Here is a 22,908-nt window from a genome sequence, read left to right as displayed (position 1 = left end):
GTCTCTTCTTCGGATTGTGTCAGCGACCACTGACAACGTCCCGCGCGGCTATCGCGCGGCGGCCCGCACCACGTTCCGCGTCCCGTACGCGATCGCCGCCGCCGTGCCCGCGAGGGCCGCCACCGTGGTCAGGGCGAGCGGCAGGGACCAGGTCTCCGCGAGGAATCCGATCGCCGGAGGGCCGAGCAGCATGCCGCCGTAGCCGAACGTCGAGGCGGTGGCGACCCCGCTCGGACCGGCCAGTTCCCCGGCCCGGCCGATCGCGACCGGGAAGATGTTGGCGAGGCCGAACCCGGTGACGGCGAATCCCACGAGGGCGGCCCAGACCGTCGGGGCCAGCGAACCGAGCAGCATGCCCACGGCGGCGGCCGCGCCACCCGCGACCAACGTCCTGGTCTGGCCGAGGCGTTCGAGGAGCACGGTGCCCGTGAGGCGTCCGAGGGTCATGGTGAGCGCGAAGACGGAGTAGCCGACGGCCGCGAGGCCCGCCCGGGCGCCGAGGTCCTGCTGGAGGTGGAGCGCGCCCCAGTCGGCGAGTGCGCCCTCGCCGTAGGCGTCGCACAGCGCGATCAGCCCGAAGACAGCGACCAGGCGGCGTCCGCGCCCCGCGCCGGAGCCGGACGCGGACGCCGGGGCGCGCCGCCCGGCGCGCGGCGCCGGGTGGGCGAGGAGCGTGCGGCCCGCCGCCGCGCTGACGGCCAGTCCGATCACGGTCAGGAGCAACAGGTGGCGAGTGGCGGACAACTGCCCCGCGACCAGCCCGCCCAGGCCCGCGCCCAGCATCCCGCCGAGGCTGAACGCGGCGTGGAAGCTGGGCATCACGGGCCTGCGGAGCGTCGCGACGAGGTCGACGGCCGCGCTGTTCATGGCGACGTTGATGCCGCCGTAGGCGGCGCCGAAGACCAGGAGCACCAGCCCGAGGGCGAGCGCCGAGTGGGTGAGCGGCGGCAGGGCGATGCCCAGGGACATGAGCACCCCGGCGGCGACCGTCACCGGATGGCTGCCGAACCGGTGGCACAGCCGGCCGGTCACGGTCATGGTGGCGACCGCACCGGCGGACACCCCGAGCAGGGCCAGTCCGAGGTCGCCCGCGGAGGCGCCGGTCTGCTCCTTGATCGCGGGGATGCGGACCACCCAGCCGGCGAAGAGCAGGCCGTCGAGGGCGAAGAAAAGGGTCAGGGCGGTACGGAGGCTGCGGAGGGCAGGGTCGACGGGTATCGGGTCCTGTCGGCCCCGAATGGCCGTCCGTATTTTGTTCAGCGTCGGCACAAAGTCAGAATAGGGGTGTGACCCAGACTCGGACAACACGTTTGGAACGGGGCCGCGGCGCCCTCGGCCCGGCCTTGGAGCTCGTGCACACCGGCCGCGCCCCCACGCGCGCCGTGCTCACCGCCGAACTCGGCGTGACCCGTGCGACCGCCGGAGCCGTAGCCGCCGAGCTGGAGGCCCTCGGCCTGATCCAGGTCGACGCGCGGCCCGGCGCGGCCGCCGGTTCCCAGGGGCGGCCCTCGCACCGGCTCGCCGTCGCCCCCGGCGGGCCCGTCGTCCTCGCCGCGCAGATCCACGCCGACGGCTTCCGGGCCGCCCTCGTCGGGCTCGGCGGCCGGATGATCGCCACCGCACCCGGCTGCATGACCGTACCCGCCGATCCGTCGCACATCATCGACGCCGTCGTCGAGGCCGGTGCCGGACTGCTGCGCGAAACGGGCCGCCGCTGCCTCGGCGCCGGACTCGCCGTCCCCTCGGCCGTCGCCGAACCGGAGGGCACGGCACTCAACCCGCTGCACCTGTCCTGGCCGGCCGGCGCCCCGGTCCGCACCCTCTTCACCGAGGCCCTCGCCAAGGCGGGCATCCCGGGCGCCGGATCCGCCCCCGCCACCGGTGTCACCGGCAACGACGTCAACCTCGCCGCCCTCGCCGAACACCGCCACGGAGCCGGCCGCGGCGCCGAGCACCTGCTGTGCGTCGCCACCGGCCATCGCGGTGTCGGAGGCGCCCTCGTCCTCGACGGACGGCTGCACACCGGCAGTTCGGGCCTCGCCCTGGAGGTCGGCCACCTCACCGTCAACCCCGCGGGCCTGCCCTGCCACTGCGGCAGCCGCGGCTGCCTCGACGTCGAGGCCGACCCGCTCGCCTTCCTCACCGCGGCCGGCCGCACGCCCGGCCCTGAGGTCTCCCTGCTCCAGCAGTCCCGCGAGCTGCTCCGCACGGAGTACGCCGACCCGTCCGTACGCGCCGCCGCCGAGCTCCTCATCGACCGGCTCGGCCTCGGGCTCGCCGGGCTGGTCAACATCCTCAACCCCGACCGCGTCATCCTCGGCGGACTCCACCGCGAACTCCTCGACGCCGACCCCGAGCGCCTCCGCGCCGTCGTCGCCGACCGCAGTCTGTGGGGCCGCAGCGGCAGCGTGCCCATCCTGCCCTGCACCCTCGACCACAACAGCCTCATCGGCGCGGCGGAAGCGGCCTGGCAGCCCGTACTGGACGACCCCCTGGCGGCGCTCGGCTGACCCTGCGCACGGCCACGCGTGCGCGCGCACGCGTGGAGGGCCGAAAACGCGAACCGGGGGAGTACGCGGCCCGCCACCCGTACTCCCCCGGGGCAGGCCGGCGGCCGCCGCCCGTACGACGACGCGCGCGCCCGCCGCGAGCAGGCTCGGAGGTGACAAGGAACCGTCACCACCGAGGAGCTGAACCCTCATGAACACCCTCGCGCAACCCTGGGCCGCCGGCGGGCCCGGCCCCTGGATCCTCTTCTTCCCGCTGTTCTGGGCCGTTGTCGTGGCCGTCGTCGTCACCCTGCGCCGCACCGTGTGGCGCGCCCGCCGCGCCCCGTGGCACGTCCGGCCGGCGGCGGCCGAGAACTCGCCGACGGCCGTCCTGGGCCGCCGGTTCGCCGCCGGAGACATCGACGAGGACGAATACTGGCGCCGGATGTCCGTCCTGGAGGAACACTTCGGCAGCGGCGGGAAGTGACGCGTCGTCAGCCGGGAACGGCGGAGCGGACGGGGGAGCGGTCGCGCAGCGGCACCGCCCTGACGGCCACCAGGGACTCGTCGAAGGCGGGTTCCTGGAGCACCGGGGTCTGGAGCGCGGGCAGTTCGAGGACGGGCTGTTCGAAGGCGATCGTCGTCCGGTCCGACTGCACCGGCCGGGTCGCGGGGGTGCCGGGCACGGGGAGCGTGAACCACACGACCTTGCCGCCGTCGTGACGTTCCTGCACGCCCCAGCTGGCGCTGACCGCGGCGATCAGGGCGAGGCCCCGGCCATGGGTGCTGGCGGGGTCCGCGCTGCCGATGCGGGGCAGCCGGGGGTCGTGGTCGCGCACCGAGAGCGTCAGCTGGTCCAGCACGAGGTCGATCTCGACCGTGCAGCGCTTGTCCGGCTCCGCGTGCTGGTGGACGTTGGTGAGCAGCTCGGTGACGCCGAGCGCGGCGGGGTCGATGAGCGGATCGAGATGCCAGTAGCGCAATTGCGCAGATACGATTCTGCGGACCTGGCCGATCCGCGGCGGGAGAGCCTGTAGCTCTACGGTGCAGTGCTTGTTCGGTCGGCTGATCACGGCTGCGACTCCCTGAAGAAGTAGGGCTAGCCTGATGCAGATAGGCGTTCTCCAACGCACTGGGTGCCGGACCGGCGAGGGCGGCTGCCGGACCGATCGACAGTGAGGATCCACAGCGTAACGGGCCATGAACCCTCAGTGATGCTGGTACGAGTCAAGGGTCGACTCCGGCGGTCACTTGCGCAACTTCTGGACCGTCAGTCCCCCGCGTCACTGCCCCGGGCGGAGCGGACCGCCTCCAGGAAGCGGCGCACCGCGGACGGCCCCGACTCCTCGGCGGCCTGGTCCCGGCCGCCCAGCGTCAGGACGTAACGCGTCCCGTTCACCCGCGCCCGCGCCCGGTCCCGGGCGAACCACGGGCGGCCCGCCTGGACCGAGTCCACGGGGGCGCTGTCGATCTCCCTGCCGTGGCTCGTCAGCAATTCGAGCCTGCCGTCCTTGATCTTCACCTGGCCGGCCCGGGTGAGAGAGCGCAGGGAGCGCTCGATCCGCACCCCGGTCGCGTTGAACTCCGGCTCCGCCACGGCAACCGCCTCCCCGGCTGAATCGTGTGCCCAGTGGGCAGTCTGCCTGTGAGGCGGCTCACGCACCAGTGCCCAATTATGATCGAAACGTCCGAGTGCTCCGCATGGGCCCGGATGAACTGCGTGAGGAGCGCCGTGAACAGCACCGTGCAACCCGGGGCGACGGGCGCGGATCCCGGTTCCGCCACCCCCACCCTGGATGTGGACCGCAGCGACCCCGTCCACCGCGCCTGGCTCAACGAGGCCGTCCGCAAGGTCCAGGCCGACGCGAACCGCTCCGCCGACACCCACCTGCTGGGCTTCCCGCTGCCGCCCGAATGGGGGATCGACCTCTACCTCAAGGACGAATCCACCCACCCCACCGGCAGCCTCAAGCACCGCCTCGCCCGATCCCTCTTCCTCTACGGGCTGTGCAACGGCTGGATCCGCCCCGAGGCCCCCGTCATCGAGGCGTCCAGTGGTTCCACGGCCGTGTCCGAGGCGTACTTCGCCGGGCTCATCGGCGTCCCGTTCATCGCCGTCATGCCCCGCACCACCAGCCGCGAGAAGTGCCGGCTGATCGAGTTCCACGGCGCGCGGTGCCACTTCGTCGACGACCCGCGGAAGATGTACGAGGAAGCGGCCGCCCTCGCCGAACAGACCGGCGGCCACTACATGGACCAGTTCACCTACGCCGAACGGGCCACCGACTGGCGTGGCAACAACAACATCGCAGAGTCCGTCTACAGCCAGCTCCGGCTCGAACGCCACCCCGTGCCCACCTGGATCGTGGCCACCGCGGGCACCGGCGGCACCTCCGCGACCATCGCCCGCTATGTGCGCTACATGCAGCACGACACCCGCATCTGCGTCGCCGACCCCGAGAACTCCTGCTTCTTCGACGGCTGGAAGAACCGCGACCCCCACGCCACCAGCGACCGCGGCTCCCGCATCGAGGGCATCGGCCGGCCGCGCATGGAGCCCAGCTTCGTGGCCGGCGCCATCGACCGGATGATGAAGGTCCCCGACGCCGCGAGCGTCGCCGCCGTACGCGCCCTCGACCGGGCCATCGGCCGCAAGGCGGGCGGCTCCACCGGCACCGGGCTGTGGAGCGCACTCAAGATCGTCGCCGAGATGGCGGACCAGGGCCGGCGGGGCAGCGTCGTCACCCTCATCTGCGACCCCGGCGAGCGCTACCTCGACAAGTACTACTCCGACGCCTGGCTCGCCGAACAGGACCTGGACATCACCCCGTACGCCCGGGCCATCGACACCTTTCTGAACTCGGGCCACTGGCCGGACTGAGCCGGGCACCGGCCCCGGCGGCCGCGACCGGGCTCAGGCGCCACCGCCGTGCATGGCCGCGAGACGCCGGTCGAGGCTGCGCATCGCGTCGCGGAACGCGTGCCCGAGACCCGGCCTCCCCAGCGCGACCGCCAGCCGCACCGGAGCGGGACCGTCCACCGCCACCGTCCACCGGACGACCGTGCCCGTACCGGCGGGGAGCAGCTGCCAGTCCTCCAGCACGGCCCGGACACCCGGCGCGTTCGTGACGTCGACGCGGTACGCATAACGCCGGGACGGCTCGTCGGCCAGGACCGTCTCCAGGAACCGCGCACCACCCAGCAGCCGGATCTCCCGGCCGTCACCCCCGGCCCGCTCCACCCGCCGCGCCACCGTCACCGCGCGGAACCACCGCGCCCAGCCCGGCACATCCCCGGCCAGCGCGGCATGGACCCGCTCGGGCGCCGCCGCCATGCGCGCGACGAACACCAGCCGCAGCGGCGCCTCCGCCACGAAGTCGAGCCCCACCGGGCGGAGTCTGCGCGCCATCGTGCACCCCATCGGATCGACCGGCCCACCGCGCCGCACACCCTAGCCCCCGCGGCCCCGGCTGTCTGCGCCGCCCCCGCCCGGTCTCAGGCCTCCGCGCTGCCCCGCGAACTCTCCGCCACCACCAGCTCCGGCAGCCGCTCGGCGATCTCCCGACGCGCCCCCGCGGGCAGCCCCGCGTCCGTGACCAACGCGTCCACCTCCTCCAGGGAGGCGAAGGAACTCAGGCCCACCGTGCCCCACTTGGTGTGGTCCGCGACCACCACGACACGCCGGGCGGAGCGCACGAAGTGCCGGTTCGTCTCCGCCTCCGCGAGATTCGGCGTCGACAGCCCCGCCTCCACGGATATGCCGTGCACCCCGATGAACAGCACATCGAAGTGCAGCGAGCGGATCGCCGCGTCCGCCACCGGCCCCACCAGTGTGTCCGACGGCGTACGGACCCCGCCCGTCAGCACCACCGTCGCCGCACCCGGACGCGGCGAGGGCCCCGCGGCCGTCATCGTGCGCTGGGCACTGTGGAACACATCGGCCGCCCGCACCGAATTCGTCACCACCGTCAGATCCGGGACCTCCACCAACTGCTGGGCCAGGGCGAACACCGTCGTCCCGCCCGCCAGGGCTATCGCACTGCCGTGCGCGGCCATCCTCGCCGCGGCCCGCGCGATGTCCTCCTTGGCGATCAGCTCCAGCGCCGACTTCGCCTCGAAGCCCGGCTCGTGCGCCGTCGCCTCGGCGACCGGCACCGCACCACCGTGCACCTTCTCCACGGCACCCTGCCGGGCCAGCGCGTCCAGATCGCGGCGGACCGTCATGTCCGAGACATTGAGCTTGCGGGTCAGCTCATTGACCCGCACACCGCCGCGCCGCCTCACCTCGTCGAGAATCAGGGCACGCCGCTGCTCCGCCAGGAGATTCTGATGGTCACTCACCGGCCGGTCCCTCCGCTCAGCACTGCCGAATCCGCGTGCTCATCCTCCCACGCACCTGTGACAACGCCCGTGCCGTACTCCGGCCATCGGCACCGCCGCCCTCACGGCAGCGCCGGCAGATCCTGCGGATACAACAGCGTCAGCTCGTCGGTGCTCGGAGCGGCGAGCTGCGCCACCCGGCCCGCGTGCCGCTCGACCATCGCCTCGAACGTCTGCCGCGCCGTCCGGCCGTTGCCGAACGCCGGACCCTTAGGGATCGCCGTGAAATACGCCAGCAGCGCCTCCGCCGCCCCCGCCCCGATCCGGTACTCGTGCTCCTCCGCCTGCTGTTCCACGATGCGCAACAGCTCCTCCGGCGCGTAGTCCCCGAAGGTGATGGTGCGCGAGAAGCGCGACGCCACCCCCGGATTGACCGTCAGGAACCGCTGCATCTCCGCGGTGTACCCCGCGACGATCACCACCACCGCGTCCCGGTGATCCTCCATCAGCTTCACCAGGGTGTCGATCGCCTCACGGCCGAAGTCCCGCCCCGAGTCCTCCGGGCAGAGCGCGTACGCCTCGTCGATGAACAGCACCCCGCCCCGCGCCCGGTCGAACGCCTCCTGCGTCCGGATCGCCGTGGAACCGATGTGCTCGCCCACCAGGTCCACGCGCGACACCTCCACCAGATGACCGCGCTCCAGCACCCCGAGCGACGCGAGGATCTCGCCGTAGAGCCGGGCCACCGTGGTCTTTCCCGTACCAGGGGAACCGGTGAACACCAGATGACGGCGCACGGAGGCCGCCTTCAGCCCCGCCTCCTGACGGCGACGGCCCACCTCGATCATGTCCGTGAGCGCCCGCACCTCGCGCTTGACGCTCTCCAGGCCCACCAGCGCGTCCAGTTCACCCAGCACCGTGGCCGGCGGACGGCCGTCCGGCAGGGGGGCGGGCGCCGCGCCCTCGGGCACCCGCTGCACCGGCACCGCGACCGGCGGCACCGACACCAGCGGAGCCGTCCGCTCCACGACCGGGACACCGGCCGTCCGCAGCGAGCCCGCGGACGACGCCCCCAGCGTGAACGCCGCGCTCTCGTCGCTCGTGCAGCCCTCGCTGACCGTGCCCTCCTCGGCGAACTCGTAACCACCGCGCGCACACCGCTCCGTACGGCAGCGCGTCAGCGTCGTACGGCAGCCGTCGATGACGTGGAAGCCGTAGCCGCTGCTCCCCGTCACCCGGCAGTCGTGGAAGGAACCCCGGCCGCCCGCCGACACATAGAAGCCCGCCTCCACCGGCGAACTCACCGTGCACCGCTCGATGACCGGATCCGCGCCCTTGGTCACGATGACCCCAGTGGCCGTCGCGTCGATGGTGCATCCGGCCAGCGAACCCCCGCTCCCGTGGTCCCGGAACCAGGCACCCGTCGCCGCCGCCCGGATGCGGCAGTCGTCCAGCTGCGCGGTCGCCCCGTCGCTCACCGACACCGCGGTGTTGCGGACCTGCGCGAGATCGCTGTCGACCACGTCCACCCGCGAACCGCGGTCCAGCACGAACAGCGCGTCCGGCACATCGCGCACCCGGCAGGAACCGAGCACCGCCTGCGCCCCGTCACTGACCCACACCGCCGGATAGTCGCCCGTGCTGTCGTGGATGTCGCACCGGTCCGCGTCCACCCGCGTACCCGGATCCCATACCGACAGGCCGTTGCGCCCGAACTTGCGCACCGCGGTGCGCGTCATCGACAGCACCGAACGGGACCGCAGGTCCACACCGTTCTCCGGCACGTCGTGGATGTCGCAGTCCACCAGGGTGAGCACCGCTTCGGTGTCCAGCGTCACGCCGTCGCCTGACGTCCGGTGCACCTGGCAGTCGGTCAGATAACCGGCCGCCCGCGACGCGACCTGCACCCCCGCGCCCCGGATCTCGTACACCTCGCACCCGACCGCCTCCAGCGCGCTGCCCTCACCCGACAGCGAGAGCCCCGCTCCCGACGCGTGATGCACCCGGCAGCGATCCAGGCGCGGATGCGCGCCCCCGCCGACCGTCACGCCCGACCGGCCCGCCGCCACGACCTCGCACTCCTCGAAGACACCCGTCGCGCCGTCCAGCACGCTGATGCCGACCCCGCCCGGATTGTCGACCGTGCAGCGGCGCACCGTCGGCCGCGAACCGCCGCGCACCTCGATGCCCGCCGCCGACCGCGTCACGATCCGCAGATCCGCCAGCTCCGGCGCGCCGTCCTCGACCAACAGCGCGGGCGCCGCCGCGTCCTGCCCCTCGATGTGCAGATCCAGCAGCGCCGCCGAGGCCCGCACGGTCAGGGCCACGCCCTCGGCCGGCGCGATCCGCACCGCCCCCGGCGAACCCTCGCTGCCGCGCAGGGTGATCGCACGGGTGACGACCAGATTCTCCCGGTACGTGCCCGGCGCGACGGACAGCACATCCCCGTCCGCCGCCGCCTCCAGAGCCGATGCGAGGGAGTCGTATTCGCCGGTGCGCCGCCGCCATCGCGCCGTACCGGTGTGCGTCACCTGGACCGAGCCCTCTGCCATGGTGCTGCTGCGCCCCCACCTCGTGTGCTCTGTTCACCCGGGACGGATGCGTACCGGCCGGACCACCGTAGCGCGCGTGGGCCACGGAAGTTGACCGGTCAGCTGCCCGCACCCGCACGGCCCCAGGTGTGCCCAGCCTGTTCCCACGCGCGGTCCCACCGGGCGTACCGCCGCTGCACGAGCCGCCATACGACCAGCCGGCGGGCGAGCTCCACCACTCCCGCCGCTCCGGCGGCCGCGGCCGCTCCGGCGAGGACCGCGTGCACGGCGGCGGTGTCGTCGTCCATGGGGCGGGCCGAGATCCGCCCGCGGTCGTCGGTCCACAGCGTGAACCGGTGCCCCGCACGGGTCGGTTGCCGGACGGCGACCACGCCGGAGAACTGCCGGCGGCCGTCCGGGGCCGGCCAGCGGGCGACCACCCGGTGGTGACCCTCGCGGCCCGCGGCCGTCTCCCGGTCGGTCTCGGTGGCCCTGACCGGCAGATTGCGCAGGGCCGTGGCGGTCACCAGGTGCCGGTGCAGCTGCTGTTCACGGACGGTCTGCCGCAGCGCCTCGTGGGCGAGCGAGCCCGCCACCCAGCCGACGGCCGATCCGGCCAGCAGCATCAGCACCACCGCGACCGCCCCCACCCACGCCTCGACGACGTCGGTACGGCGGCGCAGCGGATTGCGCCGCCATCGCCGGGCGAAGATCGTCGCGCGCACAGCGCTCACCCCCTTCCGCGTCCGTAAATACCTCACACAGGGCATCGCATGCGGAGGAAGACGGCGGAGAGAGCAAAATCACCCCCTCCGGAGGCGCTTCCTGGCGGCGCGTTGACGGGTGGCGGGCGGTGCGGGCGGTCCCGACGGGCGGCGGGACCCGCTCAGTCGAGGATCTCCACGTCGTCGCCCACGCGCACCACTCCGGTGTGCTCGGGGATGAGGTTCGTGCCGAACACCAGATCCTTGCCTATCCGGTGGTGGCGTACGAGCGTCCGCAGCGGCTCCTTGCCGCGCTCCGCCGTGTGCTGGTCGGTGGTGGTCACGACACAGCGGCCGCACAGCTTGACGGCGCGGAAGGTGACCTCGCCGATGCGGACGCGCCGCCAGTCGTCCTCGGCCCAGGGCGCGGTGTCGCCCACGACCACGTTCGGCCGGAAGCGGTTCATGGGCAGCGGGCCCTCGTCGGGGTGGTCGCCCCGGGAGATCAGGGTGTTGAGGGCGTCGAGCGAGGCGAGGGTGGTGAGCAGCAGCGGATATCCGTCGGCGAAGCTCACGGTCTCGCCGTCGTGCGCGTAGTCGGGGTCGATGAGGCGGCGCGTCGCGGGGTCGTCCATGTGCAGCAGCCGGGCCGGGGTGCCCAGATACGCGCTGAGCCACGCGTCGGCCGCGGCACCGGCCGGAATCCCCTCGACCTTGTCCCGGAACAGCTGCACCGTGACCGTGCCCCGCTCCACGGGGTCGGGCACGGCGACATCCACCGGTGCGCACCCCGGAGCGGTGAGCCGGACCCCGCCGCCCGGCAGCGGCTCGGCGGCGGCCAACGCCAGCCTGGGCTGCTGCCGTTGGGTGATCATGTGACCGCTCTCGTCGGCCAGCATCCACCGGCGGTCCCCGGCGAGCCCCCACGGCTCGACCGCCGCCTCGCCCACGGCGCGGCCGGTCATCGACTTCACGGGATAGAAGTGGACCGCGGTCAGCAATGGCGTGGACATGCGGCCATCTTGCCATCCGGGCCGGGCGGTTGACCGAAGCCCCCCGACCGGCCCCCCGCCCGAACCGGAAGTATCGTCAGTAACCGCCCTGATTCGGGTACTGGCGGTTGTTGTACGGGTCCTCGTACGGCGCGGGCGCCGGGCGGGGCGCCACGGGGCGCATCGCCTCGTACCCCGCGGGGCTCGCCGAGGCGGCCGCGGGCCGCTGCTGGTACTGCTGCGGGCCCGGATAGCCGCGCGGCGCGGCCGCCTGCTGCGGGATGTAGGGCGCGGGCGCCTGCTGGAGGGCCGGGGCCTGCGGAGCGGGCGACTGGTACCCGTACTGCGGGGCCTGTCCGGCGTAACCGCTCTGCTGCTGCGGCGCGGGCGCCGCGGACGGCCCGGACGGCAGCGCGGGGAGAGCGGGCAGCTGGCTCCCGCCGTCGTACGGCGACGACACCCTGATGGGCGCGATCTGCGGGGTGCCCCGCTCGGCGACGAGGCTGTCGTAGATGGGGGTGTCCGGGAACGACGGCGAGGCGTAGTAGCCGCCACCGTAGGTGCTGCGGGGGGAGGTCATAGCCCATAAGTTAAGCCCACGCCCCTGGCCGGGTCTATGCCAAGGTCCCCGCAACCCCTTTCTGACCTGCAAAGACGCAGGTCAGGACAGAAGTGGCAGGTCGGGACACTCTTATCGGACCGGACGTCACCGGCGCCATCCTCGCGGTGGCGCCGGGCCGTTGGCGGTCCGCCGTCCGTGCGGTCCTGCTCAGGCCGTGCGCTCCTCGTCGCGGTCCCCGGACCACACCGTGTGGAACGACCCCTCGCGGTCGGTGCGCCGGTAGGTGTGGGCGCCGAAGAAGTCGCGCTGCCCCTGGGTCAGGGCGGCGGGCAGGCGCTCCGCGCGCAGGGCGTCGTAGTACGCGAGCGCGGCGGAGAAGCCGGGGGTGGGCACCCCGCGGCCGACCGCGGTCGCCACGACCGAGCGCCAGGCGTCCTGGGCCCGGCCCACCTCGTCGGCGAAGCCCTTGTCGGCCAGCAGGGTCGGCAGTCCCGGGTCGGCCGCGAACGCGCTGCGGATCCGGTCGAGGAACGCCGCCCGGATGATGCAGCCGCCCCGCCAGATGGCGGCCACTGCGCCGAGGTCGATGTCCCAGCCGTACTCGGCGCTCGCCGCACCGATCATGTTCCAGCCCTGGGCGTACGAGACGACCTTGGACGCGTACAGCGCCTCCTCGACCCGCGCCGCGAACTCCTCGGCCTCGGCGGGGGAGAGGGTCTCACGCCCGGGCCCGGGCAGGCCGCGCGCGGCCCGGCGCAGATCGCCGTGGCCCGACAGGGAACGGGCGAAGACGGCCTCCGCGATGCCCGACACCGGGATCCCGAGGTCCAGCGCCGTCTGCACCGTCCACCGGCCGGTGCCCTTCTGCTCGGCCTCGTCGGCCACCACGTCCACGAAGGGCCGCCCGGTGGCGGCGTCGGTGTGGGCTAGCACCTCGGCGGTGATCTCGATGAGGTACGAGTCCAGGCGGCCGGTGTTCCACGTGCGGAATGTCTCCGCGATACGGGCCGGCTCGTACCCGGCGACGTTGCGCAGCAGGTCGTACGCCTCCGCGATGAGCTGCATGTCGGCGTATTCGATGCCGTTGTGCACCATCTTGACGAAGTGTCCGGCGGCGTCGGGGCCGATGTGCGTGCAACAGGGGCTGCCGTCGGGGGCCTTGGCGGCGATGGACTCCAGGAGCGGCCCGAGGGCTTTGTAGGATCCGGTGGACCCGCCGGGCATGATGGCGGGCCCGTTGAGCGCGCCTTCCTCGCCGCCGCTGATCCCGGTGCCGACGAAGTGGATGCCCTTGGCGCGGAGCGCCTTCTCGCGGCGGAGGGTGTCGTGGAAGTGCGCGTTGCCGCCGTCGATGATCATGTCGCCCTTGTCGAGGAGGGGCGCGAACTCGTCGATGACGGCGTCGGTGGGGTCGCCGGCCTTGACCATGATGATCAGGCGTCGGGGCTTCTCCAGGGCGGCGACGAACTCCTCGGCGGTCTCGGCGGGGACGAAGTTGCCCTCGTGGCCGTGCTCGTCGATGAGGGCCGTGGTCCTGGCGGTTGTGCGGTTGTGGACGGCGACGGTGTGGCCGTGGCGGGCGAAGTTGCGGGCGAGATTGCTGCCCATGACGGCGAGTCCGGTGACGCCGATCTGTGCGGTGGCCGTGGGGGTGGAAGTGCTGGGCATTGCGGTGGTCCACTCCTGTCGCGTGCGTCGAAGGCTGGTGCGAGGCGTCAACGCCGGAGGGCTCGAAGATCTTCCCCTCGGGCATCCGGGCGTCGCCCTGGCATCGTCGCACGGGGTGCTTGAGGGTGGCTGGGTGCGCGCTGGAGACGGGCTTGGGTCTGTCACTCTGTTCGCTCACGGAAGCCGCTGCGCCCGTGGCTCGATTGTGTGAATCGAACAAAGTGTGATGTGGGGCGTGTGCCCATCGTTCTCACGTTCCGGGCTCCCTCGTGGAGTGACGAAACACGCGGTCGGCACGTACGCCGTGAGCCGATCGCATCACTCTGAAATGTCGACGCTGAGGCGTCCGACGATGTCCCGCATTCGGATTCCCGTTACGACGGTCGCCAGGTGGACGTCGTCATCGCCCGACGCGCACGCCATGCCGGAACATCGGGAATGGGGCCTCGGGGTTTCCTGGTCGTGCCGTCAAAGTGTCACATCCACTTCAGGAACGATGCCAGGGCGGCGACTGCCTTGCATCTCGCGGTCGAAGGCTTGTCAGCGGCTGTCCTGGCTGCTGTGCGCCGGTTATCGGTCTGGTCGGCCCGTTCAGGGAACTCCCCGCGACGAACCAGGTCATAGGCCTTCGCTTGCGAGAACCCGAGGGCCTTGGATGAGTCCTCCACGCTCCCGGTCCCGTTCCAGGTGACGCGGATGCGCGTAGGGCTGTACTGGGCACTCTGCAGCTCGTCTGTCTGTCAACTCCCGAGCCTGCTCCGTTCCTGCTGCGGTAAGAATCTCGGAGCCCTTGCCTCCACGGCCACTAAACTCTGTTGCTCCTGCCTCGGCCTCGCCGATGACATCGGCGTATTCCTCAGCCGCACTAGATATCAGCATCGGCCCGCTACCACTACTACAGAACCGGCAGTGCACCTGCTCTTCCCGATTTCGGTTGAGCCGACAGGCGCCACCGTCCCGGACGGATTACCCCGGCCTGATGCCAGCCGATAAGTGGTGGATCACCCCCGCGTGTGCGGGACGGACTCGGCGAGCCCCGGCGGACCGTTGCGAGCGGTCGGAACACCCCCGCGTGTGCGGGACGGACCCACGCCGTTGTGCCGCCTCGCGCTCACCACGCGGAACACCCCCGCGTGTGCGGGACGGACCCGAGCCTGCCGGAGGCATGAGCGGCGGCGGCCGGAACACCCCCGCGTGTGCGGGACGGACCCTTCGCGAACTGCGGCGTTGTAGCGGCTTTGCTGTTTTGTTATCAAGGGGGAGAGGCATCAGGACTGGATTCATTGAGCTGGTGAGAACGGAGCTAGAGCCTTAGGAGGCGGCCTGTCGGCGTTGGATTCCCAGGGTCGGATCGAGGCTGAGAATGCCATTCTGTCCGCGGTACGAGGCTGGAGTCCCGGTGTGTGGGAGGAGGCGGAGGTCGGCGAGGGGGCCGATGTCCTGCCAGGTGTCCGGAGGTTGGGTGGTGGGATCGGTGGGGTCGAGGGTTCTGGTGGGGAGGGGGACGGTGTGGGCGAGAATGCGGCGGACCATGTCGCGGTCGTCTCGGTTTATCGTGGCGGGAATCCGGGTGTCCCTGTCCGGGCATCCGCACACGTTCGCGCCGAGGGTCGGGTGGAGTCGTAGGCGGCCGTCGCTGTCGGGCCAGACGGGCAGGGCCAGACTGCCGTCGGCCCCGAGTCGTGTTGCCGCGGTGCGGGTGTTGAGCCCGGCGGCGTTGGAGAGATCGTGGAGGGTCTGCAGGTCGACGGGGTGCGGGACGGTCGCGAGTCCCGCCAGTTGGGTGCGCAGTTGTTCATCTGCGATGCGGTCCTGCCCCGCGCCTCAGGCGCTGTCGTTTGCGTAGACGGTCTCGATCAGGTGTTGTACATCGCCGGGTTCGTGCAGCCGTCCTTCGCTGAGGCAGCTGAGGGCGGCTGCGGTCTGCTGGAGCAGGTGCCCGTAGTAGACGCCGGGTTTGGTACCCCAGTGCGGTGGTGGGAGAGGGCCGGCGGGTACGAGGATGTGCAGGCGTGGGCTGTGGGTCCACGGGGGGCGGGGGCGGTGGTGTCGCCAGCAGCGTCCGGCGCGCTGGATCAGGTAGTCGATGGGGGCGAGGTCGCTGATGACGAGGTCGAAGTCGACGTCCAGTGATTGCTCGGCGATTTGTGTGGCTATCAGGGCAAACGGGCCTGGTTGTCGGTGGCCGTGGCGGCCGAGTTGTTGCTGGAGGCGTTGCGTGGTGTGGTCGCGTTGCCAGCGTGGCATGCGGGCGTGGAGCAGCCCGATGCCGGTGGTCAGGCTTGGGGCCAGTAGCTGGTGGGTGCGCTGAGCGTCGTCCACGGTGTTGCAGACGATCATGACTGCTCCGTCGCCGTGTTCGGTGAGAGGGCGGAGCTGGGCGAGGAGTTGTGCGGCCCGGCCTGTGGGCACGGTGGGGTTGTGCGTGTAGCGGACGCGTTGGTGAGTGACCAGGAGAGAGCGTTCCCGCTCGTGGTTGACGAGGGCTTTGGAGACGTGGGACCTGCCGGTGGTGGCGTCGACGTAGGCCCAGCCAGGGTAGGGCAGTTCGAGCTGGTTCGTCTCGGGCCGACCGGCTCCGGTGAGGTAGGCGTTCGCGAGGGTGGTGGCCGTTGCGGTGGTGAGGGTGGCGGACATCAGGATGACGGGTACGCGCAAGGCGCCCAGAAGGGCGAGGAGGGCGCGGGTGATGGTCTGTCCGTACGCGTCGTACGAGTGGGCCTCGTCGATGATGACGGTCTTGTTGGACAGGCCCAGTAGCCGTACGGCGTTGTGGGCGGTGGGCAAGGCGGCGAGGGCTGCTTGGTCCCAGGTGGCGGCCATGCCGCCGGTGGCCAGGAGGCCCAGGAGCCGTTGTCGCATCCATTCGGTGGGGTAGGTGCTGTGTCCTTCGGTGCCGTGGTCGGGGTTGTAGTCGGTGTTGAGCCATGCGGTGCCGTGGACGAGTGTGACCGGTGCGGCGGGTGTTGTCTGGTCCCGGACGAAGTCGCGGAGGCGCAGATACATCGCTTCGGCTGTTGCGCGGGTGGGCAGCAGGACGGCGAGGCCGGATGAGCCGGCGGCTTCGGCCATGAGGCGGCCTGCGTAGAAAGCGGTTTCGGTCTTGCCGTTGCCCGTCATGTCGGCGATGAGCAGGAGGCCGGGGCCTTGCGCGAGCGCGGAAAGCTGTTGGGCGACGTCGTGCTGGAGCGGGCGCGGTGTGACGTGGAAGGTGTCGGTGAAGGTGCGCAGGGGTGCCCAGTGGGCTGGGGTGAGGCCTTCGGCCGCGACGGTGTTGGGTGCCTGGGAGACGGCGCGCTGGTAGTGCCGTTGCCAGTGGGGGTCTTGTCGCCACTCGGCGAGACGGGCCCGTACCCATTGGCTGGCCCGGGTCGGGGAGGCGAGCCGGTCGGCGAGGACCACGACGGCGGCGACGAGGGCGGCCGGCAGCACCTCTGCTGCACGGCGGGGCGGCGAGGGGCGGCCGATGAGGCTGTGGACCAGGCGGGTCAGGGCGGTGCGTTCGGTGTCCCAGCGGCCGGTGCCGAGCCGGGTGTCGAGATCGTGCGGGTGCTCCAGTTCGAAGGCGGGAGGCATAGCGGGGAAGTTGCCGTGATGTCCTGCGACGATCTGGCCGAGCTGGACGGCTGCGTCGTCGAGTTCCCAGCCGAGCCGGGTGAGGAGCTGGGGGACAGTGATTCCGGAGGCGTAGGCGTGTGGGAGGGGTTCACGGTCCGCTGCGTGTGCGAAGCCTTCGCCCAGGCTGGGGAGCTGGAGTTGGTCGTACTGGCAGCACGGTGTGCTCTTTCCAAGGTCGTGCAGGCCGGCGGCCAGCATGAGCAGCGTGCGGGCGTGTTCTGCGTTCACGGCCCAGGAGTCGGCGATCAACCGGCGTTGTGCCGGGGTGAGGAAGGCGTCCCATAAGGATCCGGCTATCGCGGCTGTGTCGGCAAGATGGCATCCGAGGGGGTAGGTGGTTCCCGGGGGGAGGAGTCCTCGTTGCTTTCCCGCGATCCGGGGGTCGGGAAGGTCCATGGTCTGTCTTTCGTCGTCCGCGGTCGTGGTGGTTGGTGCGCGTGGTGTTCGCCGTGCCCTGGTGTCCGTACTGGCCCGGAGGTCGAGGCCTGTACGGACACCAGGACTTGGGCTGTCAGTTGCGCGGGGGCAGAGGGGCCAGGGAGAGCAGGCCGCATCCGTAGGCTCGGCCCTTGCCTATGCCTTGGAGGAGTGCGGCCCGCAGTGCGGTCGGGTCGGTGATGGTGGCGGTGCCGTCGAAGTGGACGGGCCGGTGGTGGATATTGCGGCCGGTGATCACGGGGACGGGGTGGCCGGTGCCTCCGCCGTGCAGGTCGAGGCCGGCCGATTCCGCTTTGCGGATCCACCAGTCGGCGGCTTCCTCGCCTTCGAGGCTGACGGTGGTGGAGCGGCGGCGGCCGGGGACGCAGCGGGCTACAAGTGGGTGCGCGACTATGCGGTAGCGCACGTCGATGCCGGTGTCGATCCATTCGAGAACGGGAGAGAGGGAGCGCTGGTCGGCGGCGGTAGTGTAGCCGACGGGCAAGTTGTCCAGGTGTGCTGGGATCGCGGACTGTACGAGCATGACGGGCCCACTGCGCCCGGGTTCGAGGCGGAAGAGAATTCCGGCGCTGGCGCGGGGGGTTTCGCCCAGGGCCTCGGGGAACAGGGACATGACGGTTTTGTGGAGTTCATGGGCGTAGCGCAGGTCTCGCTGCACTTGCCGGTCGGCGGTGTTCAGCTGGAGTCGGGCGAGGTAGAGAGGAACGGTGCTCGCCAGGGCGCCGGTCATGGTGCGGGTGTTCCTTCCGGGTTGAGGTAGGCGTCGAGGCGGTCCAGCCAGTCCTGCCGAGGGGTGAGGCATTGTCCGGCGGGGTGGGGGCGGGTGCGGTGCCACACGTCGCGGGTGCCGAAAAGGCGTCCGGGGAGAGGTACGTCGTTGACGCGTACGGGCGGTGGGCCGTCGTCCTGGGGGTCGGTGTCGAGGACGTAGTCGACGAGTACGTGACCGCTGCTTTCGCCGCCGGGGTGGTCCTGGTAGCGGTTGAGCGGCAGATTTCCAAGCTCACCCACCGGGTCGTCGAGCCCGTCTCTGAGGAGAGGCGGATAGGACGGAGGGAAGCCCCGGCGTCCCAGGTAGAGGGAGAAGACCGGGGCACGCAGAGCCTGGGCGCAACGGGCCGTGAGATCCGTGTCGGCACAGGTGACCGCGACGGTGAAGGCGGCGTCGGCGAGGAACCAGCGGTAGGAGACGAGGGTGCCCTTGCCGTTGGCCCGGCGGCCGCCGTCGCCGATATGGACGGTGGAGGAGTCCCCACCGCCGACGGTATGGAAATCACGGCGCTGGGTGCCGGGCCGGTCGATGCGCACCGTGTAGTGCAGTGGGGAGAGCTCGGAGAGGTCGGCGTAGCCGGTGACGGGGTCGTGCCGGATGCCCAGTGCTGCACCGATCATGCCGGTGAGAGCGGATCGGGTGGGGTGACGCAGGGTGGGCCGGGTGTTGAAGAGGGCGGGTGCGGGCCATGCCTGCCAGGGGGCGGCGAGATGGAGGAGAAAGCCGGGCATCACAGGGTGTCCTGGCGGCGGGTGGCCTGCTCTGCCCGGGCAGTTTCGACGATCTGGGCGATGAGGTCGTCGACCCCGTCGTGCCGTGCGCCGAGGTTCCCGAGCGGCGCGTCGGCGGTGGTGACGTGCCCATGGGCGGCGAGGCCGGTGAGACCGAAGATCTTGTTCATCTTCGGTACGTAGCTGTTGTAGCGGTCGATGGAGGGACCCATCCATCCCTGTCCGGAGTCGGTGACCGGCTGGGACCAGGCGCCGGCGTAATCGATGGGCTGGTCGGTGCGTACAGAGATGTGGACGAGGTCAGGTCCCACCTCGGCCGGGTGCGTACGCCGCTTGGCGCGGGGCAGGGTCAGTGCGAAGGAGCGCAGGAACGCGGCCGTCACTTCGAGCGCGGTCTCGTGCGGGTCATCGATGTCCATGCCGGAGCCGGTGAGATTCCTGACGAGGTCGTTGAGATCGATGGATGCCCAGCGGCGCAGGACGCCCGCGGTGTGGAGGGAGACATCGAGGAATCCGGCGCCGGGCTGGTCCTGGCGCTGGGCAGTGATGTCGTCCACGGCCGTGTAGTAGTCCTCCTGCTCGTCCGCCGCATGGGTGCCCAGACCGAACGCGACCTGTGCGGCGCCGTCCACGCGTGAGCCGGGGTCATCGGCCAGCATGCGGCCGAAGAGAGAGATGACTTTGTTGGAACGGTTCACGATCCGCCGGATCTCGTCGCGGTCGGCGGACGAGATCGTACCGATCAGCCCCTTCACCTCGGCGGGATCGCCCCCATCGTCGGCCTTCTTCGCCGCGGCGGTGAGGTCCTTGTCATCGGCGGCCTGCAGAAGATCCCGGTGCCGTTCCGCCACGGCCGCGAGGAGAGCAGGGGCGTTGCCGACGAGGAACAGCGCCGTGTTCGTCTCCCCGGTGAACCTGGTCGTCTTCCCCCGGCCTGTGGTCGAGGCCTTCAGCCCTTTGAACCCGGCTGCGAGGATCACCAGGAGCCCTGCTCGTGTCGCGGTCCACGCGTCGTCCCAGCCGTGTTCCTTGACGAGCTGTTCTCCGATGAGCTCAGGCAACCGCCGGGTGCGGACGGCCGGGTCGTCGAAGAGGTCCTGGAGCTGGAGCCGGACAGGACGCTTCTGCGACTGCGAGGACGGGGCGATGCGCGGCGTGGCACCGAAAACCGTCATCTTCGGAGCCCCGGTGTCATCCCTGTTGATATTGGACGGCGGAAGCTCGTGCAGGGTCGTGATCGTGATGTGCAGCGGGCTGAGAGAGGACACGGTCAGTTCTCCTGGGCAACAGTGGGAAAGGCGATGGCGTAGGACTCCCACCAGCGGCGGGAGATGGCACCGGCGCGGAACGGCCAGCCGTTCAGGTCCGACAGCACTACCGCGAGGTCGAGGCCCGACAACTGCGGGTCGAGCTGACGCACAACCCGGGGGAGAGCCAGGCGCAACCCGGCGAGGGACTTGCGGGTCAGCAGACGCATGGTCTTGTCGGCCCGTCCTGGGGTCACACAGCCGTCGTGGGCCGCACGGCCCAGGGCAGCCCCCAGGTTTCCTTGCACATAGCGGGCGGGCGCGGGCTCCGCACTGCCGGTGGATGTGGGGTGACAGGCGAAAATCCCGGCAGTCAGCAGGTAGTTGGCCTTGCGCTCCGGGTGCATGCTCTCGGCGGCGAGCCCGCGCAGCAGGTGCAGAGCATCTCCGGTGCCCCGGCGCCCGGACACGCTCTCGGGCCGAGTCGCAGCCGCGACGGCACGTCGGAGCCGGGCACACGCGGACGGGGTGGCACAGTGGCCGCGCACCACGTCGAGAAACGCGTCGTATCCGGCGAACGGATCAGGCGCGGGCGGTAGTTCACTCATCAGGCTGCGGCCTTTCGGGACGACGGCTTGGGGCGACGGGTTAGGATGATGCGCGCACGCGCGACAGCCTGAATGCCGCGAGGCGACTGCGTGGCTGTGGCTGTCGACTCGTCGTACGCGGCCACGGCGACGGGCAGGAAATGGCCCGGTTCATAGGGCTGACCATCGCGTGCGGCGCTCACGGCCTGCCAGAACACCACCTCCGCACGGTCCCAGAACAGCCGCCGGGCGTCGGCCGGCCAGTGCATGCCGACTGCTCGGTCACGGTTCCCCGCGCACATCGCCGTCGTCATCTGTTTCGTGGCCCGGTCCAGCAGGACGAAGGCGTTCTCCGCGTCGGTGTGCGCGGCTCTGACGGTTGGGGGCACGAGCGTGCGATCGCCCACGGGCCGGAAAAGGGGATAGGGCGAGTCAGCCGACCACCACAGCACGTCGTCCGCCTTGTCCGCCGCACAGGAAAGAGCGCGCACCCGAGCCGCCCGCAGCACCGCGGCCGCCGGTCCCGAGCCCAGACCGGCGGACAGATCCGTGAACACCTGGGGCGCCACGACAGGCGCGGATTTCTTGCTGCTCTTGCCGGGCTTGTCGGGGTCGGCTGTCCTGGGCGCTGACGGCCGCGCGTGTGCAATCAGCGAATCGACGTTCCGCCACAGGGCGCGGTCCGGGTCGGCCGGCACCGGCCTGATCTGCTCACGTCCGTCCTTGCCCATGCTGTGCGCGTGCATGAGGAAGGGGTCCAGAGCCGGCGGCATCTTGTCCCCTGCCGCATTGAACGCCCAAGTCAGTTTGAGCCGTAGTACGGCACGCCCGTCGGGAGCGGGGTCGAGAAGCACGGCATGGCGGGAGCGTCCGGTCAGCAAAGAAACGCGGCCCGACGGAGCGGCCAAGGCCGGGGCGAGCGGGTCAGGTATCGCGTCGGTTTCCCACGGCGCGAGATCCTCACCGGGGCCGGTGGGCAGGGCGGAAGGACAGTTCAGCACCAGCGTCTCGAACAGAGTCCGGCCCTTGACGAAGTACGAGACGGTGTTCCGGTACGGGCCCGCCGCGGTCTTCGACCGTGCCGGGTGCCCTGCCGGCTTGCGCGTCCCGCAGCCGCCCCCGGCGCCGACGCCGAGCAGTGCTTCCAGCGACCACACTGCCACATGGGCCGGGAGCGGGGTGTCCTGGTCGCGCTTGTCGAACCAGACGTGGTTGTTGCCCGACGGCAGCCCGTACACCAGCTTCCCCGGCGCCGCCCAGTCCTTGCATTCATCACGCAGAGCGGGGACCTGCCGGTAGGGACACGCATCGTCGAACAGCCACATGCGGTGACGATGGGCGGCGAAATAGGCCTCCACCCTGGCCGCGTCGAAACGCCCCTCCGCCAGCACCCGGGCCCGTAACCGCTGCCACTCCTGCCCCCGAGCCCGATCCAGTCCCGTAACTCTCATCGCCATGGCCACGAGGTTCCTCACGACCACCGACTCCGTTGCCTCGTACGGGACGTCGATGTGGTCGATCAGATGCGCGGTCGATAACGCCTGCGCGTAACCGCCGACCAACCCACCGGGTAACCAGGGAGGCGGAGGTCCGTACACGCCATCGGCATGCCTCGCTCCGCGTGCGGGGCGGACGGGTAACCATGCCCCGTCCGCGACATTCAAGGAAATCACCAAGATCCTTCCGTATGCGCATTGGTCTTACCCGTACGCTAACGGAGGCCACTGACAACGCATTTGGGAGCGAGCTGACCAGCATGTTTCGTTAGGCCGGAGGGTTGGTGGTCCAGCCCCCGCGCCTTCGGGACGGACACAATCCCCGCTGCCTCCAGGTCGCTCAGCACCGGGTCACCCTGCGCCTGTGGGACGGACGCCGAGTCCGACGGCGCGGTGATCTTCACAGCCGGGTCACCCCCGCGTCCGCGGGACGGACTTCAAGGCCTCGCCGAAGCCGCCGAACGCCACCGGGTCACCCCCGCGCCTGCGGGACGGACCCTTCGCGAACTGCGACGTTGTAGCGGCTTTGCTATTTCGTTATCAAGAGGCTGGCTGGGTGGAGCTGAAGGGATTCGGTCATGCGTGCTTATCTCGCAGACCAGTCTATGTGCTGGCTTCGCATCGAGTGGGTGGTTCAAGCGGGTTGCCGAGCGGGCCGAACCTGCTCGGGTAGGCCCAGAAAGCTGGCCCTGTGCCCCAGCTGAAGGACTATGGGAGCCCGCCGCCAGGTCAGATCTCAGACCCGACCGGCCG

At 71.1% G+C, this 22,908-nt stretch carries 19 protein-coding genes; 3 read left to right on the top strand and 16 right to left on the bottom strand.

All coding sequences use genetic code 11. The annotated features are described in order from the left end of the window. Positions 1-48: 48 nt before the first annotated feature. Positions 49-1,269, bottom strand: coding sequence for an MFS transporter (locus tag ABD269_RS23305; RefSeq protein WP_344120660.1), 1,221 nt, complete (start codon positions 1,267-1,269; stop codon positions 49-51). 17 nt (positions 1,270-1,286) lie between these two features. Between ABD269_RS23305 and ABD269_RS23300 the strand changes: the two genes are divergently transcribed. Both ABD269_RS23300 and ABD269_RS23295 read left to right on the top strand, forming a co-directional pair. After that, the gene (locus ABD269_RS23300) at positions 1,287-2,510 is read left to right on the top strand and encodes an ROK family protein (protein WP_344120658.1); all 1,224 of its coding nucleotides are present in this window, start codon (positions 1,287-1,289) and stop codon (positions 2,508-2,510) included. Positions 2,511-2,700: 190 nt separating this feature from the next. Then, positions 2,701-2,976, top strand: coding sequence for an SHOCT domain-containing protein (locus ABD269_RS23295; RefSeq protein WP_301890914.1), 276 nt, complete (start codon positions 2,701-2,703; stop codon positions 2,974-2,976). A 7-nt stretch (positions 2,977-2,983) separates the two neighbouring features. On the opposite strand, the gene ABD269_RS23290 is transcribed toward ABD269_RS23295, so the two are convergent. Both ABD269_RS23290 and ABD269_RS23285 read right to left on the bottom strand, forming a co-directional pair. Continuing rightward, entirely contained in the window at positions 2,984-3,562 is a 579-nt protein-coding gene (locus ABD269_RS23290) for an ATP-binding protein (RefSeq protein ID WP_301890913.1), read from the bottom strand. Between the two features lie 197 nt (positions 3,563-3,759). Continuing rightward, positions 3,760-4,086: a hypothetical protein gene (locus ABD269_RS23285; protein ID WP_301890911.1), complete on the bottom strand. Its 327-nt coding sequence runs from the start codon at positions 4,084-4,086 to the stop codon at positions 3,760-3,762. A gap of 135 nt (positions 4,087-4,221) precedes the next feature. On the opposite strand from ABD269_RS23285, the gene cds1 reads away from it, so the two are divergent. After that, positions 4,222-5,370, top strand: a complete 1,149-nt coding sequence (gene cds1 / locus ABD269_RS23280; protein WP_344120654.1) for an L-cysteine desulfhydrase Cds1 — start codon at positions 4,222-4,224, stop codon at positions 5,368-5,370. A 33-nt stretch (positions 5,371-5,403) separates the two neighbouring features. Here cds1 and ABD269_RS23275 read toward each other — a convergent pair whose 3' ends face one another. The 13 genes from ABD269_RS23275 to casA form a co-directional block, all read right to left on the bottom strand. Beyond that, positions 5,404-5,898 carry an SRPBCC family protein gene (locus ABD269_RS23275; RefSeq protein WP_344120652.1) on the bottom strand — a complete coding sequence of 165 codons (495 nt, stop codon included), beginning with the start codon at positions 5,896-5,898 and terminating at the stop codon, positions 5,404-5,406. Positions 5,899-5,984: 86 nt separating this feature from the next. Next, positions 5,985-6,830, bottom strand: a complete 846-nt coding sequence (locus ABD269_RS23270; protein WP_116215085.1) for a DeoR/GlpR family DNA-binding transcription regulator — start codon at positions 6,828-6,830, stop codon at positions 5,985-5,987. A 101-nt stretch (positions 6,831-6,931) separates the two neighbouring features. Beyond that, positions 6,932-9,361 (bottom strand): right-handed parallel beta-helix repeat-containing protein, encoded by a 2,430-nt coding sequence (locus ABD269_RS23265; protein ID WP_344120648.1) that lies wholly within the window; start codon positions 9,359-9,361, stop codon positions 6,932-6,934. A gap of 98 nt (positions 9,362-9,459) precedes the next feature. Next, complete coding sequence (locus ABD269_RS23260; protein ID WP_344120646.1) at positions 9,460-10,065, bottom strand: Rv1733c family protein; 606 nt, start codon at positions 10,063-10,065, stop codon at positions 9,460-9,462. Positions 10,066-10,226: 161 nt separating this feature from the next. After that, positions 10,227-11,057, bottom strand: coding sequence for an MOSC domain-containing protein (locus ABD269_RS23255; RefSeq protein WP_344120644.1), 831 nt, complete (start codon positions 11,055-11,057; stop codon positions 10,227-10,229). A 76-nt stretch (positions 11,058-11,133) separates the two neighbouring features. Then, positions 11,134-11,616, bottom strand: a complete 483-nt coding sequence (locus tag ABD269_RS23250; RefSeq protein WP_301890902.1) for a DUF6643 family protein — start codon at positions 11,614-11,616, stop codon at positions 11,134-11,136. A 189-nt stretch (positions 11,617-11,805) separates the two neighbouring features. Further along, positions 11,806-13,266 carry an NADP-dependent phosphogluconate dehydrogenase gene (gene gndA / locus ABD269_RS23245; RefSeq protein WP_344120641.1) on the bottom strand — a complete coding sequence of 487 codons (1,461 nt, stop codon included), beginning with the start codon at positions 13,264-13,266 and terminating at the stop codon, positions 11,806-11,808. A 1,824-nt stretch (positions 13,267-15,090) separates the two neighbouring features. Beyond that, on the bottom strand, positions 15,091-17,280 hold the full coding sequence (gene cas3, locus ABD269_RS23240; protein ID WP_344120639.1) for a CRISPR-associated helicase Cas3': 2,190 nt from the start codon (positions 17,278-17,280) through the stop codon (positions 15,091-15,093). Positions 17,281-17,395: 115 nt separating this feature from the next. Continuing rightward, positions 17,396-18,052: a type I-E CRISPR-associated protein Cas6/Cse3/CasE gene (cas6e, locus tag ABD269_RS23235; RefSeq protein ID WP_344120637.1), complete on the bottom strand. Its 657-nt coding sequence runs from the start codon at positions 18,050-18,052 to the stop codon at positions 17,396-17,398. Then, a complete protein-coding gene (gene cas5e, locus ABD269_RS23230; RefSeq protein WP_344120635.1) occupies positions 18,049-18,825 on the bottom strand; it encodes a type I-E CRISPR-associated protein Cas5/CasD in 777 nt (258 codons plus the stop codon). Before cas5e ends, cas6e begins: the two co-directional genes overlap by 4 nt. Beyond that, positions 18,825-20,093 (bottom strand): type I-E CRISPR-associated protein Cas7/Cse4/CasC, encoded by a 1,269-nt coding sequence (cas7e, locus tag ABD269_RS23225; protein ID WP_344120633.1) that lies wholly within the window; start codon positions 20,091-20,093, stop codon positions 18,825-18,827. The genes cas5e and cas7e overlap by 1 nt, the downstream gene beginning before the upstream one ends. 2 nt (positions 20,094-20,095) lie before the next feature. Then, positions 20,096-20,680, bottom strand: coding sequence for a type I-E CRISPR-associated protein Cse2/CasB (locus ABD269_RS23220; RefSeq protein WP_344120631.1), 585 nt, complete (start codon positions 20,678-20,680; stop codon positions 20,096-20,098). After that, a complete protein-coding gene (gene casA / locus ABD269_RS23215; RefSeq protein ID WP_344120629.1) occupies positions 20,680-22,221 on the bottom strand; it encodes a type I-E CRISPR-associated protein Cse1/CasA in 1,542 nt (513 codons plus the stop codon). Before casA ends, ABD269_RS23220 begins: the two co-directional genes overlap by 1 nt. Between the last annotated feature and the right edge of the window lie 687 nt (positions 22,222-22,908).

This window comes from Streptomyces blastmyceticus (assembly GCF_039521185.1).
Lineage (GTDB): Bacteria > Actinomycetota > Actinomycetes > Streptomycetales > Streptomycetaceae > Streptomyces > Streptomyces blastmyceticus.
This window is presented reverse-complemented; position numbering and strand designations above follow the sequence as displayed.

Bases quoted from the DNA above. Each gene is read 5' to 3' on its own strand.
- ABD269_RS23295 (WP_301890914.1), top strand. From the start codon at position 2,701: ATGAACACCCTCGCGCAACCCTGGGCCGCCGGCGGGCCCGGCCCCTGG.
- ABD269_RS23275 (WP_344120652.1), bottom strand. From the start codon at position 5,898: ATGGCGCGCAGACTCCGCCCGGTGGGGCTCGACTTCGTGGCGGAGGCG.
- ABD269_RS23265 (WP_344120648.1), bottom strand. From the start codon at position 9,361: ATGGCAGAGGGCTCGGTCCAGGTGACGCACACCGGTACGGCGCGATGG.
- ABD269_RS23255 (WP_344120644.1), bottom strand. From the start codon at position 11,057: ATGTCCACGCCATTGCTGACCGCGGTCCACTTCTATCCCGTGAAGTCG.
- ABD269_RS23250 (WP_301890902.1), bottom strand. From the start codon at position 11,616: ATGACCTCCCCCCGCAGCACCTACGGTGGCGGCTACTACGCCTCGCCG.
- gndA (WP_344120641.1), bottom strand. From the start codon at position 13,266: ATGCCCAGCACTTCCACCCCCACGGCCACCGCACAGATCGGCGTCACC.
- cas3 (WP_344120639.1), bottom strand. From the start codon at position 17,280: ATGGACCTTCCCGACCCCCGGATCGCGGGAAAGCAACGAGGACTCCTC.
- cas6e (WP_344120637.1), bottom strand. From the start codon at position 18,052: ATGACCGGCGCCCTGGCGAGCACCGTTCCTCTCTACCTCGCCCGACTC.
- cas5e (WP_344120635.1), bottom strand. From the start codon at position 18,825: ATGCCCGGCTTTCTCCTCCATCTCGCCGCCCCCTGGCAGGCATGGCCC.
- ABD269_RS23220 (WP_344120631.1), bottom strand. From the start codon at position 20,680: ATGAGTGAACTACCGCCCGCGCCTGATCCGTTCGCCGGATACGACGCG.